The sequence below is a fragment of the Streptomyces sp. NPDC058308 genome (assembly GCF_042880275.1).
Lineage (GTDB): Bacteria > Actinomycetota > Actinomycetes > Streptomycetales > Streptomycetaceae > Streptomyces.
In genome coordinates this window covers 168,054-182,980 of sequence record NZ_JBHVZA010000004.1, presented here as the reverse complement: position 1 = coordinate 182,980, position 14,927 = coordinate 168,054, and the positions used below count along the sequence as shown (strand labels likewise).

The following is a 14,927-nucleotide window of genomic DNA, read 5'->3' as shown; positions in this document are numbered from 1 at the left end:
TAAGGCCCACCGCCGTTTCGTCAGACCCGGGTCCAGGCCTCCAGCGCGAGGCCCGGCTCCGCCTTCTGGCGGGCGAGGCGCAGCGTGCCGTCGAGGCCGATCGCCGCCATGACCACGCGGCCGCGCGCGTCGATCGCCAGCGCCGGGGCGCCCAGGCACGGTTCGCCGGTCTCGGCCCACCACAGGCCCGCCCCCTCGTCCTCCGTGGGGAACGCGGCGAGCCCCGGCCTGCCGCCGCTCGTGCGGTGCGCGAGGACCGTGCAGTCGTGGCCGTCGACGGTGGTCCGGACGGCCGCCGTGGGTCCGGGTCCCGGGGCACCGCCGAGGGGCACCGCGGCCGCGCCGCTCTCCGGGCGGTGGGCGAGGACGCCGTCGCCGAGGGCATCGGCCGCGTAGTACGTGAGGCGGTCGGGGGCGGTCTCCAGGACCGTGCCGGAGCCGGGGACGGGGGCCGCCGGGACGTCGTCGGCGCGCCGCAGTTCGCCGCCCTGCTTCTCCTGGGCCCAGCGCAGGGTGGCCTTGCCGCCCGGGGCGAGGACCTCCACGCGCCCCGTCGACGTGGCGAGCGCCGCGATGCCGTCCAGGGTGTCGCGGACCTTGAAGTCCTGCCACCCCTCCCACTTGCCGCCCTTGCCCTCGCGGCGCATCCGGACGCTGCCCACCGCGTCCCGCACGAAGACGTGGACGGTGCCCGCGGCGTCCACCGCGGCGGCGGGGGCGCCGAGGGACGGGGCGCGGTCGAGGCGCTTGGTGTGCGGGTTGCCGACCGAGCGCCAGTCCATGAGCGGGCGGCCCGACTGGTACTGGATGGAGTGCACGATGTCGACGACGGTCTTGCCGGGCTCCTCCCCCGGGACGTCCCGCCGCTCCCTGCGGCCCAGGAAGTGCACGTACCCGTCGCTGCCCTGGGCGAGGGTGAGGTACGTCAGGCCGGGCGCCTCGAAGAAGTCGGGGCCGCTCCAGTCCGGCCCGCCGGGCGTGGTCTCCGTCCAGCGCAGGAGCCCTCCCTCGGCGCGGGCGTATGCGGTGAGCCGGCCGTCCCGGCCGCGCAGCAGCCAGCGGGCGGTGTCCGGGGCACCGGTGCTGGTGGACCTCCACGGCATGACTCGGCGCCACCCTTTCCACGATCACGGACGCACAGTGTTTTGCCTATTAGTTTACGTTTGCCGGATGAGAACTCTGGTCGTCGTCGATGCCGCGAACGTCGTCGGATCCGTGCCCGACGGGTGGTGGAAGGACCGCCGCGGGGCCGCGGAACGGCTGCGGGACGCGCTCGTCCCGTATACGGAAGAAGGTCTGCCCGGAGTGCCGGGGCCGGTGGATCTCGTCCTCGTCGTGGAGGGGGCCGCGCGCGGCATCGAGTCCGTGCCGGGCGTAGCGGTCGACTCCGCGCCCGCCGTCGGCGACGACCGCATCGTGGAGCTGGCCGCCGGGGCGGCGGGCCGGCCGTGTGTGGTGGTCACGGCCGACCGCGAACTGCGCCGCAGGGTGGGCGAGGTGGGGGCCCAGTGCGTGGGCCCGAGGACGGTACGCGCCCCTTGAGGGGCGCGTACCTTCAGAGCCGCTTCGCGCTGCGCAGCGTCGAGGCGTAGTAGCCGTTGCCGTCGAGGCGCGACGTGCCGCCCTTGTCGCCGATCGTCGGGCCGTTGACCTCTTCGCGGCTGGAGATGAAGATCTTGTGGCCGTCCGCGTCGTGGCCGAGGAAGATGCCGACGTGGTCCAGGCGCTGCTTGGTGCGGGCGTCGAGCTTGAAGAAGACCAGGTCGCCGGGTTGCACCACGTCGATGGACTTGGGGCGGTCGGCGGCGGAGACTCCCTTGAGCTCGATCACGTCCGTGCCGGCCTTTCCGCGCGCCATGCCGTTGGCGGTGCGGGGCAGGCCGTCGCCGGCCTGGTCGTTGGCCATCAGGGGGTAGCGGGCGCGGTAGCCGAAGACGGTCCGGACGAATCCGGAGCAGTCCATGGAGCGGGCGCGCGCCTTCTCCGGCTGCACGGTGGTGCCGTTGCGGAACGTGTACGGGATGCCGAGGTAGTCGAAGAAGTCGGACTGTTCGAGGCGCAGGTCGTTGCCGGAGCTGCCGTTCGGGTTGAGCGGGCCGAAGTTGGCGTCGCCCGCGTACGCGATGCCCTCGTCGTCCTTCTTGACCGGCGCGCCCTCCACGTACTGGAACGCCATCGCGAAGATGTCGTCCTCTTCGCTGCCGGAGAACTCCTTGTACCAGTCCTTGAACCACTTCTCCTTCTCCGCGCCCTCGCGCCAGACCTCCGGCATCAGCCGCACCCAGTCGTTGGTCACGACCCGGGACTTGGTGTTGGCGGGCTCGGTGAAGGTGCGGCTGGGTCCGGTCAGCGTCGCGGTGCGGGCGCCGTCCGTGAAGGTGGCGAGGACCTTGCCGCTCTCGGTGCGCAGGACGGAGCGTTCGGGGCCCTTGAGCCGCTCCCACTTCTGCTTCCCGCCCTCCTGGCCCGTGCTGCTGTGCAGCCCCGGGGTGTCGGTGACGGCCTGCACCTTCGGCGCCTTGGCCTCTTCGTCCTTGCGCAGTTCCACGGTCAGGTAGGCGCTGCCCGCCAGCAGGGCGAGCACGGTCGCCGCGTGCACGACGGGACGCTTCTTCTTGGGCGGCATGAATGACTCCTGGGAATCAGGCGGACGGCATGAAGCCGAGGAGGATCCCGGCGGTGAGGACGACGTAGGCCATGAGCGTCACCGAGCCCGTGGCGAGCAGGGTGGGGCCCTTGGGCTGGCGGACCAGCTGGTAGGCGATCAGACCGGGCACGATGAAGCCGAGGGTCTGGTTGCTGTACATGAGCGGGAACTCGAGCGAGAGCACGATCATGACGGTGGCCTGGAGCACCACGCCGGTCAGCACGACCGCGGCGAACAGGCGCTTGCCGTAGAGGATCACGAAGCGCTGCATGAGGAGCGTGCAGACGTAGGTGAGGACGGTGACGCCCACGACCATGGCGGCGCGCTGCAGGTCCTCGACGAGGGTCAGCGCGAGCCAGCCCGGGGTGATCATGCCGCCGGGCGAGAGGTTGGTCGTCAGATAGCAGACCAGCGAGAAGAGCAGCCCGAGCGCGATGCCGACCGCGGCGATCTCGGGGGTGAGGACGGAGGGAATCAACGGGGCTCTCCTGGGCTGTGCCACTGCTGGTTGTCGTCTGCGGCGGGCGGTACGGGCGGCACCCGCGGCTCGAACAGGCCGCGGGGCTCGGGGGGCTGGGGGCGCGGTTCCTGGGGCGCGTAGCCCTCGTGGGACACGTACTGCTGGTGCTGCTCGTACTGCGGGTGCTGCGGGTGTTGCTCGTACTGCTGGTGTTGCGGGTGCTGCTCGTACTGCTGGTGCTCGTACTGCTGCTGGTGGTGCTCTTGCGGCGCGTAGGGCTCGTACGGCTGATCCGGAGTGCGCTGTACGGGGACGTGGACACCCGGCGGAATCTGCTGGACGACCGGGATCGGCTGGGTGTGGACCGGCGCGTACCGCGTCTCGTACGCCTCCGGGTAGTGCTGGTACGGGTCGACGTGCGGCTCGTAGAACGGCGCGGGCTCCTCGGGGGCCTGCTCCTCGCTCTCGTCGGCCGGCAGTTCGGCGAGGTGCTCCAGGAGCAGCTCACCCTGGCCGTGGATGTTGCCGATCGCGACGAGGGAGGAGTCGGGACCGAGCTGCGCGAGCATGTCGCGCATGAACTCCTCGGGGTCGCGCCGGTCGCCGCCGAGGTCGACGGCGCGCGAGCGCCAGTCGGCGGGGATCGCGTCGATGGCGGACTTGGCCGGGTGGCCGATGACGAAGACCTTCTCCGGCCGGAGGTCGGGGATGATCTCGCCCATCTGGCCGTTGCGCTCGACGCGGTCGGGGCGGCAGTTGATGACGACGTTGAGCGGGCGGTGGATGGCGCCGAGGTCGAGGAGCTGGTTGATGTTCATCAGCGTCGACTCGGGGTCGTTGGCCGCGAAGACGTTGGCGAAGCGGAGCTTCTTGCCGTCCTCGGTGGCGTACCGCTCGACGGAGAGGACACCGGGGTCCGGCGGGGCGTCGTACATGCCCTGGAGGGCGACCTCGCGGCCGACGCCGAGCAGGTCGGCGACCTTCAGCGCGATCGCCACGTTCTCCTTGAAGGTGAACCAGCTGAAGCCGCGCAGCTCGTCGTCGGTGACCGTCTCCGGGTCGGCGTAGATGAGCTCGCAGTTCCGCGCGTCGGCCTCCTCCTTGAGGATGTCGAAACGGTCCTGCTCGGCGGTGACGCAGATGCCGCCCTCCGGCATGGAGCGGGAGAGCGAACGGGCGACGTCGTCGAGGGTGGGGCCCATCTCGGCGAGGTGGTCCTCGCGGACGTTGCAGAGCACGCCGATGGTGGAGCGGATCAGCTTGGACTGGTTGATCTCCTGGAGGGCCGGCATGACCGCCATGCACTCGATGACCAGGGCGTCCGGGTCGTAGGCGGCGGCGCGCCGCACGATGCCGATCTGCTCGACGACGTTGGCGATGCCGAACTTGCGGTAGACCGGCTCCTCGGTGGCGTCGGGGTGGATGAACCGGGCGGCGGTACCGGTGGTCTTGGCGACCGTGGTGAGCCCGCCGCCGCGCAGGGCGCCCGCGCACAGGCGGGTGATGGAGGACTTGCCGCGGATGCCGTTGACCAGGACCCGGGTGGGGATGTGCTCCAGGCTGGCGAAGTGCCGCCGCTGTTCGACGACTCCGGCCGCAAGGAGGATGGCGCAGCACACCACGAGAACGGTGTAGAGGAAGAGCACGGGGGTTCAGTTCCTTCCGGCGAGGCCGGCCGTGACGCCGTCCCGCTTGCGCTGCGTGCCCGTCGGCAGCTGTTGCCTGATGAGTTCGAGGCTGCGGGTGACGGCGCCGACCTCGTCGTGGTGGCGCGGGTAGAGGACGGTGCGGCGGTCCCCGTCGGCGAGGGCCTCCGCCTGGTCCGCGAGGTGGCGCAGCGGCCGTACGACGACGATGTGCAGCCAGCCGAGGCAGGCCGCGGCCGCCGTGATGCCGAGCAGACCCGCCAGGACCGTGCGGTTCTGGTAGCTGTACTCGGGGATGGCGAGGCCGGAGGCGGGCTGCCAGCTGACCACGGTCCAGCCGAGCGAACCGGCCGCGCCGCCGCCGACGAACGGGGCCGCGGCCGCGATCTGGATGTCGTCGCCGTCGCGGTAGAGGACGCCGCTGGGGCGGGGGCTGAGGCCGACCTTCTGGCCGGTGCCCTCGGCGAGGGCGTTGAGCCGGCGGCCCGGCAGGTCCTCGAACTCGCGGTAGCCGGTGTTGGCGCCGATCACCTGGCGCTCGTCGTCGACGACGCGGACCTCGCCGAGGCCGGGGCGCTTGAGCAGGGAGTTGAGGAAGTCGATGCGGAACTCGCCGACGACGGCGGCTCCCTCGCGGCCCGGCACCTCGGCCGTGCCGATGATCACCGGCTCCTTGCCGCCCTCGTCGATGACCCGCAGGGGCTTCCCGGAGGGGCCCTTGCCGGAGGGGCTGCGGGGGTCGTCGCCCGCCTTGGCGAGGACCTTCCCGCCCGCGTCGAGCACGTACAGGGACTGGTAGCGGCCGTGCTGGTTCATGGTGCTCTGGAGCACCTTGGCCATGTCCGACGACTCGGTGCGGTCGCCCATGAGGGTGGCGACCGAGGTGAGGTCGGCGTGGCCCTCGTTGAGGGCGCGACGGACCCGGTCGGTGAGGGTGTCGGTGCGCTCGCGCTGGTCGTTGACCATCTGCTGCGGGACGACGACGGTGTCGCCGGCCCGGTTGAGCAGCAGCATGAGCGGTGCGGACCAGGCGAGCAGCAGCACCGCGCAGACGGCGATCAGGGTGCGGGAGCCGAACCTGCGGCGGCGGGCGGGCTTGTCCTGGCGGGCGGCGGGTTCGCCGGTGAGCTGGCGGCGCAGCGCTTCGAGGGCGGCGCCGATGCGGGCGGCCTCGCCGTAGCGCGGCACGGAGACCGGCCGGTCGACGTCGCCGCGGGTGAGGCGGCGGCCCTCCAGGAAGAGCCGGATCAGCGGCCGCTGCACGGTCCGCAGGAGCAGGAAGACGGTGAGCCCGCCGATGAGCAGCAGGGCGCCCGCGGCGATGAGGCCGAAGGCGGAGTCGCTCTTGGCCGTCGGGTCCTCGGCGACCGGGACCATCGCGACGACGGTGAGGCCGAGCCGGGTGGCCACGGTCGACTCGCCGGCCTCGGGGGCCGCGAGGGTCGCGTAGCCGGCGACGGCGCGCTCACCGAGGTAGCGCTCGCCGGTGAGGTGGCCGCTGACGCCGAGGAAGCCGCCGGAGCCGGGCTCCTTGGACATCAGCGGGTGGGTGCGTGCCTTCTTGGCGGCGCCCGCCGCGAACGACTTGAGCTGCTTGTTGGACTGGGCGACCTCTTCGCGCTGCAGGTCGGTGAGGACCTGCTCGGGCTCGGGGATGCCGTCGGTGCTCAGGACGTGCCCGTCCTGGTCGACGACGGCGATGGAGCGGAACTTGCCGAGGCTGATGCCGGGGAAGCGCAGGCTGCTGGAGGCGACGAGCAGTTGCTGGGGCTGTCCCTTCCAGGTGAGCAGGGCGAAGGAGAGGAGGCGGGTCTCGCCGTTCTCCAGGCGCACCATGCGCGGGGCCAGGCCGTCCTTGCCCGCGAGCTCACCGCGGTCGATGGCGGTCAGCGGGAGGTTCTCGCCGCGGGCGGCGAGGAGCTTGCCCGAGGCGATCTCGACGATCGCCGTGCCCATCCATTTCTGGTAGACGCTGCCGGTCTTGTCGAGGACGGCGTCGGCGGGCACGGGCTCGCCCGCGCTGAAGAGCTCGGCGGTCCGCGTCAGGTCGGTGACGGACTCGTCGATGGAGGCGCGCAGCGCGATGGCGCCGTCCTCGGCGAAGTGCTGCTGGGACGACTTGACGGCTTTGGGGACGGCCTCCTGGCCGGCCCTGCCGAGGGTGAGGGCGGTGATGCCCGCGAGGGCGAGGAGCAGGACCGACAGCACGGCGATGGGGGGACGTATGCCTCCCAGCAGGGACATGTCGGTCCTTCGGCGGACCTTGTGCCGCCGCTTCGAACGCGAAGCGGCCAAGGGGGGCTCCTCTCCTGGAGTGACGCGGGGTGCGGGAACGCACAGTGATGCGTTCCGGAGAGGTCAGACGTGTGTACCCGGGGGAGGGATGTACGAAGCGAATAAAATGTGAGCTAGATCGCGTCGACCGCGAGTTTGAGCCGATCTTCGGTCGGCCGCGACCGCGTGTCCGAGCCGGTCGCGGGCCGCCGCGCCGCCCCGCGTCAGTCGCCGGGCAGTTCCTCCAGCGGTTCGAGGCCGTCCTGGCTCGCCCCGCGGTTCAGGAGCGTGCCCTGGGTGCGCTCGAAGGCCAGCCGGTAGCGGGAACGCTGCTGCTCACTGAGGTTCTTGTCGTCCCGCAGGGCGGCGGCGACGTCCACGAGCCGGTGGTCCTTGACCGCGTCCTTGGGCAGGGCGCCGGTCTCGTCGGGGTCCGGCGGGATCTCCGTGAACGTGGGCACGTACTTGGCGTCGACGTCCCACTTCCCGCCGCGCTTGACGAACTCGAACCAGCCGATGACCCCCTCTTCGGTCAGTCCGCTGGGCACGTCGTGCCGGGCGATCTGGTTGCCGAGGCCGTACGCGATCCAGGTGCCGTCGACCTTCTCCATCGGCTGCACGACGTGCGCGTGGTGGCCGATGACCAGGTTGATCCCGGTCTCCTTCGCGATCTTCCGGGCGAGCTTCAGCTGCGGACCGCTGGCGTTGGGCTGGTTCTCACGCCCCCAGTGGATGCTGAGGATCACGACCTCGGCGCCCGCCGCGCGCGCCTTCTTCTCGGCGGCGGCGATCGCGCCGAAGTCGTTCTGGTTCACGATCCACGGCTTGTCCTTGGGGACCTCGCGGCCGTTGAAGCCGAAGGCGAAGGCGATCTGCGCGACCTTCACGCCCTTCACCTCGGTGATGAGCGGCTTGGCCGCCTCGGCCGCGCTGCGCGCCGAACCGGTGTGCCGCAGCCCCGCCTTGTCGAGGGTGTTCAGGGTGCGGGTGACCCCGGCGGGACCGTGGTCGAGCGTGTGGTTGGACGCGGACGAGCACTGGTCGTAGCCGACGCCCTTGATCGCCGTGGCGATCTGCGGCGGCACCAGGAAGTCGGGGTAGCTCTGGAAGGGGCCGCCGGGCTTGCCGACCACCGGCTCGAAGTGGCAGATGCCCAGATCGGCCTTGCTGATGACCGGCTTGACGCCCGCCATCATCGGCCCGAAGTCCAGGCCCTTGACCCCCTTGCCCGTGGCCTTGCCGTCCTTGCGCGCCTGCTCGGTCAGCTGCGGGTGGATGAGGATGTCGCCCGCGGCGGCGACGGTGAACGAGGGGCCGCCGTCGGCGGCGGGCTTGTCGTCGCTGCCGAAAGGACCGCAGGCGGTGCCGGCCAGCAGCAGGAGCGAGGAAGCTGCACAGGTCACGAGATGCCTGCGGAAGGGACGTGTCATCACAGGGCTATCTTTATACAATCATGAAGCGCTCCCGCACCCGGTCGACAACGATCACGAGGAAGGCCGGGGTCCTCGGCCTCGTCACCGCAGCCGTCCTCACTCTCGCGCAGTGCGCGGGGAGCTCCTCGCAGGACAGCGAAAAGCCCAGGTCGGACGGGGACCGCTCGACCGCGGCGCCCGACGGGCGGACCGACAGGAGCGGCGAGACCCTCACCGATCTGATCTCCGCGTACACCGCCGGATTCAACGAGAACAGCGGATACCGCCGCCCTTCGCCCACCGACCGGCGCACAGTCGCCGCGGGCGTCGCGCTGCTCCTCGACCACCGGCGCCCGCAGGCCGAACGGCGCCTGGCCGACGTGGACCTCGCGGTGCGCACGGTCACCGACAAGGCCGCCGGGCGGCGGTACGCGGAGATCGCCGACCGCTCCGAGGACGGCGCGGCGCCGCGCGGCTGGGGCCGTGTCTACGTCGACCTCGACTCCCCCGCCCGCTGGTCCGTGCAGATCCCGCACCCGGTGGCCGACCGCGACACCGAGCGGCTCGGCGCGGAGCTGATGCGCCGCTCCCCCGGCGGCGTGCTGGTCCTCGCGGGCGCGCACCGCGACGCCGGGCGCGGGGACTCGGCGGATGTCGCCCACCGCAGGGACACCGTGTTCCACGCCGTCTGCGACGAACTGGTCCGGCGCGGGCTGCCCGGCCTCCAACTGCACGGCATGGCCGACGACACGGCGCCGGACCACGACGTCGTCGCCTCCACGGGCCGGGGCAGGGAGGCCCGCACCGAGGGCCGGGCCCTCGCGGACGCCCTGCGGGAACAGGGCTGGGACGTCTGCCGCGCCTGGGCCAGGTCCTGCCCGCTCGCGGGCCGCTCCAACGTGCAGGGGCGGGCCGCCTCGGCGCGCGATGTGCCGTTCCTGCACGTCGAGTTCGGGCCCAGGATCCGCGAGGACAGCGCGCACGCGCGGGCCGTGGTCGGGGAGCTGGCGAAGGTCACGCGCGGATGGCAGCGGGACGGTCGCCACGGGACGTGACGCACCGCCCGTGACACACCCCGCGCACCAGCAGCCATGACGCCCCCGCTCACCCCCGAATGGACCCGCACCCTGGTGTCACGCCTGCTGCCGGACTGACGGCAGCCGCGCGTACACCACCGCCCCTTCCACCCGCGCCACCGCCTCGTACCCGACCGCGAGGACCCGTCGCAGCGACGGCACCCGGTCCGGGGCGTACGGCTTGCCACGGGAGTCGTCGACCACGAGCGCCGGGGGGTGGCGTCTCAGCTCCTCGCGGAAGACCGGCCAGGCGCCCTCGACCGCGTACTTCTCACCCACCTGGGGGCCGTTCCTGCCACCGCTGTAGTTGGTCAGGAATCCGGCCGTGAGGTACCGGCTCGCGGGGGCGCGGCCCGCCAGCCAGTACGCCTCCGGGTGCATCCCCCAGAACAGCACCCGGTCCCCCGGGCCGGTGTGCGCCCTGACCGTCTGGGCCAGGCGGGCGGCGTGCGCCAGCTCGGGGCGCGGCGCGAGCAGCCCCCAGGCCAGGAAGACCACGCACGCGCATCCGGAGACGACGACCGCCCGCACCGTCCGCTCGCGCGGCAGGATCTGCAGCGCCGCCGCCGCCAACAGGGCCAGGGGCGGCATGAGTTGCAGGTAGTAGTGGCCGAAGAAGTGGAAGCCGAGCAGCACCGCGGCCGCCGACCCGGCGAGCCAGAGCCACAGTTCGGCCGCCCCGGTACGGGCGATGCGCAGGACGCGTACGACGGGCGGGACGATGCCCGCGCAGGCCGCCGCGAGGACCGCCGCGTTCACCAACCCGCGCACCAGGACGTGGAGTTCGGAGCCGGTGAAGGAGGCGTACGCGCCGGAGCCCGTCACCGTCCAGAACAGGAACCCCGAGGGCGTCGTCAGGAGCGCGGCGGCCAGGACGGGGGCGCCGAGCCCGGCCGTCAGCCGCCACGCGTCCCGCCGGGGCGCGCCGCCGCGCCACAGCAGCCAGGCGACCGGGAGCAGCACCGCGCCGCCGGTCTGCTTGGCGAGGAAGGCGCAGGCCACCGCGGCGCCCGCGGCCCCCCACCGGCGGCGGTCCGCACACCACATGGCGGCCGCCGTGCACGGCAGCATGAAGACCTCGAAGGCGGCCGCCTGGGCGTCCTCCGGGTTCAGGCCGATGGAGATCAGCAGGTACAGGACGCCCGCCGTGCGCCCCGCGCCGTCTCCCCAGCGGCGCCGGGCCAGCGAGACGAGGAGCACCGCCGTCAGGAGCTGCGCGGCCACCGCGAGGAGCTTCACCGGCAGCAGCGAGTCGTCGCCGAAGAGCGCGAAGCTGCCCGCGTACAGCCAGGGGACGAGCGGCGGCTTGCGGTCGACGACCGTCTCGTAGAGCTCGCCACCGTGCGCCAACATCCGCGCCTGAACGGCGAGATAGCCCTCGTCCGGGCTCCACAGCGGCCCCCGGAAGGAGGGCAGCCGGGTCACGCACGCCAGGGCGGCGAGCAGCGGGAGCAGGCGGGGCCAGTACGGCTCCCGGGCGCCCCCTTCGCAGGCGTGCTCCTCACGCGGGCCCGGCACCCGGAGGCCGGGTGCGGAGCGTAGTGGTGGGGACGGCGGGGCGAGCATACGGTGCACGCTATCCGGCCCCGCACCCCCCGACGGATCGGGACATACGGGGCCGGAGTGGAATGCCTGCCGAACAGCGGGCGACTACCGTGTGTCACCGGCGTGCGCGTCACGGATGTGCAGGCGGCTGTGCGAACGCCCGTACACGAAGTAGACGACGATGCCGAGCACCATCCAGACGCCGAACCGCAGCCAGGTCTCCGCCGGCAGGTTCAGCATCAGCCAGAGCGAGGCGAGGACCGACAGGACCGGCACGAACGGGACCAGCGGGGTGCGGAAGGCGCGCGGCAGGTCGGGGCGCTGCCTGCGGAGCAGGATGACGCCGAGGGCGACCACGACGAACGCGAACAGCGTGCCGATGTTGACCAGTTCGGCCAGTTCGTCGATGGAGGTGAAGCCCGCGACGACCGCCACGATCGCGCCGAGCAGGATCGTCGAGCGGTACGGCGTGCCGAACTTGGGATGGACCTTGGAGAAGGTCTGGGGCAGCAGTCCGTCGCGGCTCATCGCGAAGAACACCCGGGTCTGGCCGAGCAGCAGGATCATGCAGACGGAGGTGAGGCCCACGGCCGCGCCGAAGCTGATCACGCCCGCCCAGAAGGGGTGCCCGACGGACTTGAAGGCGTCCGCGAGCGGGGCGTCCGTGGAGAGCTCGGTGTACTTCTGCATGCCGGTGACGACCACGGAGACGGCGACGTACAGGATCGTGCAGATGAGGAGCGAGCCGAGGATGCCGCGCGGCACGTCGCGCTGCGGGTTGTTGGTCTCCTCGGCGGCGGTCGCGACGATGTCGAAGCCGATGAACGCGAAGAAGACGACGGCCGCTGCGGTGAAGATGCCCATCACGCCGAAGTCCCCCGGGGTGAACCCGAAGATCAGCTGGACCAGCGGCGCCGTGATGCCGCCGCCGCCCTCGGCCTGCTTGCTCGGCGGGACGAACGGGTCGTAGTTGGCGCCGGTGATGAGGAAGGCGCCCACGAGGATGACCAGGATGACCACGGTGACCTTGACGGCGACGATGACGTTGGTGACCCGCGAGGACAGCTTCATCCCGGCGACGAGGATGGCGGTCAGGACCAGCACGAGCAGACAGGCCAGCAGGTCGAAGCCGAACTCCCCCTCGTGCGTGCCGCTCAGCGCCTGTGGCAGGTGCATGCCCGCGGTGTCCAGGAGCGAGCGCAGGTAGCCCGACCAGCCGACCGCGACCACCGCGCAGCCGAGCGCGAGCTCCAGGATCAGGTCCCAGCCGATGATCCACGCGGGGAACTCACCGAGTGAGGCGTACGAGAAGGTGTACGCGGACCCGGCGACCGGCACCGTCGAGGCGAACTCGGCGTAGCAGAGCGCCGCGAGGGCGCAGACGAGTCCCGCGACGACGAAGGCGAGGGCCACCGAGGGCCCCGCCGTCTCCTTGGCGATCTTTCCGGTCAGCACGAAGATGCCGGTGCCGATGATGACACCGACGCCGAAGACCGTGAGGTCGAGGGCGGACAGCGACTTCTTGAGCGCGTGCTCCGGTTCCTCGGTGTCCTGGATGGACTGCTCGACGCTCTTCGTCCTGAAGAGACTGCTGCTCACGGGCGTACCTCCCACGCTTGTCGTCCCCGACATGATCGAGAGGGCGAGTACCCCGAAAGCTCCGGCGCGGGCCTATTCACGCGAATGGGCCGGTCCCACCACCCGTACAGGGTGCTGAAACCGGCCCGTCGGCGGTGCGTGTTGACGTCAGTCGCGCGCGGGCTCCACGGAGTCCACGGCCGCGGCGGTGTTCCGCTCGAACCTGCCGTCCAGCTTGGCCACCAGGCCCGTGACCTGCCGGGCGATGTCCGGGGCCGTCAGGCCGATCTCGGCCAGGATCTCCTTGCGGGAGGCGTGGTCGAGGAAGCGCGGCGGGATGCCGAAGTCGCGCAGCGGCACGTCGACGCCCGCGTCGCGCAGGGCCTGGGAGATCGCCGAACCGACGCCGCCGGCGCGGGAGTTGTCCTCGACGGTGACGACGACGCGGTGCTTCTCGGCGAGCGGGGCCATCGCCTCGTCGACCGGCTTGACCCAGCGCGGGTCGACGACGGTGGTGGTGATGCCCTGCTTGTCCAGGAGGCCGGCGATCTCCAGGCACATCGGCGCGAGCGCGCCGACGGAGACGAGGAGCACGTCCGGCTTGCTGGTGGCGGCCTTGCGCAGCACGTCCATGGCGCCGACCTTGCCGACGGCCTTGACCGCCGGGCCGACCGCGCCCTTGGAGTAGCGCACCACGGTCGGGGCGTCGTCGACCTCGACGGCCTCGCGCAGCTGGAGGCGGACCTGGTCGGCGTCGCGCGGGGCGGCGATCCGCAGGGTCGGCACGCACTGCAGGATCGACATGTCCCACATGCCGTTGTGCGAGGCGCCGTCCGTGCCGGTGACGCCCGCGCGGTCCAGGACGAAGGTGACGCCGCACTTGTGCAGGGCCACGTCCATCAGGAGCTGGTCGAAGGCGCGGTTGAGGAAGGTCGCGTAGACGGCGAAGACCGGGTGCAGGCCGCCGGTGGCGAGGCCCGCCGCGGAGACGGCGGCATGCTGCTCGGCGATGCCGACGTCGTAGACGCGGTCGGGGAACGCCTTGGAGAACTTCTCCAGGCCGACCGGCTGGAGCATGGCGGCCGTGATGGCGACGATGTCCTCGCGCTCGTGGCCGAGCTTGACCATCTCCTCGCCGAAGACGGACGTCCAGTCCATGCCGCCCGCGGCGACGGGCAGGCCGGTGTCGGGGTGGATCGGGCCGATGCCGTGGAAGTGGTCGGCCTCGTCCTCCTCGGCGGGCTTGTAGCCCCGGCCCTTCTCGGTGAGGCAGTGCACGATGACCGGGCCGCCGAAGCGCTTGGCGCGCTGCAGGGCGGACTCCAGGGCCTCGATGTCGTGGCCGTCGATGGGGCCGACGTACTTCAGGCCGAGGTCCTCGAACATGCCCTGCGGGGCGATGAAGTCCTTCAGGCCCTTCTTGGCGCCGTGCAGCGTCTCGTAGAGCGGCCTGCCGACGACCGGCGTGCGCTCGAGGAAGTCCTTGCCACGGGCCAGGAAGCGCTCGTAGCCGTCGGTGGTGCGCAGGGTCGCCAGATGGTTGGCGAGGCCACCGATCGTGGGCGCGTAGGAGCGCTCGTTGTCGTTGACGACGATCACCAGGGGGCGGTCCTTGGCGGCGGCGATGTTGTTCAGCGCCTCCCAGGCCATGCCGCCGGTCAGCGCGCCGTCGCCGATGACGGCCACGACGTGGTCGTCCTTGCCGCGCACCTCGTTCGCCTTGGCGAGGCCGTCGGCCCAGCCGAGGACCGTGGAGGCGTGGCTGTTCTCGATCACGTCGTGGTCGGACTCGGCGCGCGAGGGGTAGCCGGAGATGCCGCCCTTGGTGCGCAGCTTGGCGAAGTCCTGGCGGCCGGTGAGCAGCTTGTGCACGTAGCTCTGGTGGCCGGTGTCGAAGAGGACCTTGTCCTGGGGGGACTCGAAGACACGGTGCAGGGCGATGGTGAGCTCTACCACGCCGAGGTTGGGGCCGAGGTGGCCGCCGGTCTTGGAGACTGCTTCGACGAGGAAGCCTCGGATCTCTCCCGCCAGCTGGTTCAGTTCCTCGGGGCTGAGCCGGTCAAGATCGCGCGGTCCCGTGATGCGGGTCAGCAGCGGCACCCGTGCCTCCTTGCAGTAGAGCTGAGATGTGCTGTTCGAGCGTTGCCGGGTCTGTCGAGTCTAATGTTCCGCTCCCGCCGTACGCGTCCGGGAGGCGTTTTCCCGGTCACACAAACAGCGGAACCCCGCGCCCCCGTATCAAGGGGCGCGGGGAACCGCTCGCTCAGCCGGAGGCCTCCCGCGGGCAGC

The 14,927-nt window shown here is 71.8% G+C and carries 11 protein-coding genes; 2 read left to right on the top strand and 9 right to left on the bottom strand.

Annotation, left to right across the window (positions count from 1 at the left end):
- Window positions 1–20: 20 nt before the first annotated feature.
- The gene (locus ACFVYL_RS08110; RefSeq protein WP_389713710.1) at window positions 21–1,103 is read right to left on the bottom strand and encodes a hypothetical protein; all 1,083 of its coding nucleotides are present in this window, start codon (window positions 1,101–1,103) and stop codon (window positions 21–23) included.
- A gap of 67 nt (window positions 1,104–1,170) precedes the next feature.
- Between ACFVYL_RS08110 and ACFVYL_RS08105 the strand changes: the two genes are divergently transcribed.
- Complete coding sequence (locus ACFVYL_RS08105) at window positions 1,171–1,542, top strand: NTP pyrophosphohydrolase (RefSeq protein WP_389713708.1); 372 nt, start codon at window positions 1,171–1,173, stop codon at window positions 1,540–1,542.
- Between the two features lie 13 nt (window positions 1,543–1,555).
- Here ACFVYL_RS08105 and ACFVYL_RS08100 read toward each other — a convergent pair whose 3' ends face one another.
- From ACFVYL_RS08100 to ACFVYL_RS08080, 5 genes are all read right to left on the bottom strand, one after another.
- Window positions 1,556–2,626 carry a C40 family peptidase gene (locus tag ACFVYL_RS08100; protein ID WP_389713707.1) on the bottom strand — a complete coding sequence of 357 codons (1,071 nt, stop codon included), beginning with the start codon at window positions 2,624–2,626 and terminating at the stop codon, window positions 1,556–1,558.
- Window positions 2,627–2,642: 16 nt separating this feature from the next.
- The gene (locus ACFVYL_RS08095; RefSeq protein WP_055564848.1) at window positions 2,643–3,125 is read right to left on the bottom strand and encodes a poly-gamma-glutamate biosynthesis protein PgsC/CapC; all 483 of its coding nucleotides are present in this window, start codon (window positions 3,123–3,125) and stop codon (window positions 2,643–2,645) included.
- Entirely contained in the window at window positions 3,122–4,753 is a 1,632-nt protein-coding gene (gene pgsB, locus ACFVYL_RS08090) for a poly-gamma-glutamate synthase PgsB (RefSeq protein WP_389713706.1), read from the bottom strand. The genes ACFVYL_RS08095 and pgsB overlap by 4 nt, the downstream gene beginning before the upstream one ends.
- A 6-nt stretch (window positions 4,754–4,759) precedes the next feature.
- Entirely contained in the window at window positions 4,760–6,997 is a 2,238-nt protein-coding gene (locus tag ACFVYL_RS08085) for a HAMP domain-containing protein (protein WP_389713704.1), read from the bottom strand.
- Window positions 6,998–7,251: 254 nt separating this feature from the next.
- The gene (locus ACFVYL_RS08080; protein WP_389713703.1) at window positions 7,252–8,457 is read right to left on the bottom strand and encodes a CapA family protein; all 1,206 of its coding nucleotides are present in this window, start codon (window positions 8,455–8,457) and stop codon (window positions 7,252–7,254) included.
- Between the two features lie 23 nt (window positions 8,458–8,480).
- Here ACFVYL_RS08080 and ACFVYL_RS08075 point away from each other — a divergent pair, with 23 nt between their 5' ends.
- A complete protein-coding gene (locus ACFVYL_RS08075; protein WP_389713701.1) occupies window positions 8,481–9,494 on the top strand; it encodes a hypothetical protein in 1,014 nt (337 codons plus the stop codon).
- 78 nt (window positions 9,495–9,572) lie between these two features.
- On the opposite strand, the gene ACFVYL_RS08070 is transcribed toward ACFVYL_RS08075, so the two are convergent.
- From ACFVYL_RS08070 to dxs, 3 genes are all read right to left on the bottom strand, one after another.
- The gene (locus tag ACFVYL_RS08070) at window positions 9,573–11,081 is read right to left on the bottom strand and encodes an ArnT family glycosyltransferase (protein WP_389713699.1); all 1,509 of its coding nucleotides are present in this window, start codon (window positions 11,079–11,081) and stop codon (window positions 9,573–9,575) included.
- Window positions 11,082–11,165: 84 nt separating this feature from the next.
- Window positions 11,166–12,692 carry an amino acid permease gene (locus tag ACFVYL_RS08065; protein WP_389713697.1) on the bottom strand — a complete coding sequence of 509 codons (1,527 nt, stop codon included), beginning with the start codon at window positions 12,690–12,692 and terminating at the stop codon, window positions 11,166–11,168.
- 114 nt (window positions 12,693–12,806) lie between these two features.
- Window positions 12,807–14,738 carry a 1-deoxy-D-xylulose-5-phosphate synthase gene (gene dxs / locus ACFVYL_RS08060; RefSeq protein WP_389713695.1) on the bottom strand — a complete coding sequence of 644 codons (1,932 nt, stop codon included), beginning with the start codon at window positions 14,736–14,738 and terminating at the stop codon, window positions 12,807–12,809.
- Between the last annotated feature and the right edge of the window lie 189 nt (window positions 14,739–14,927).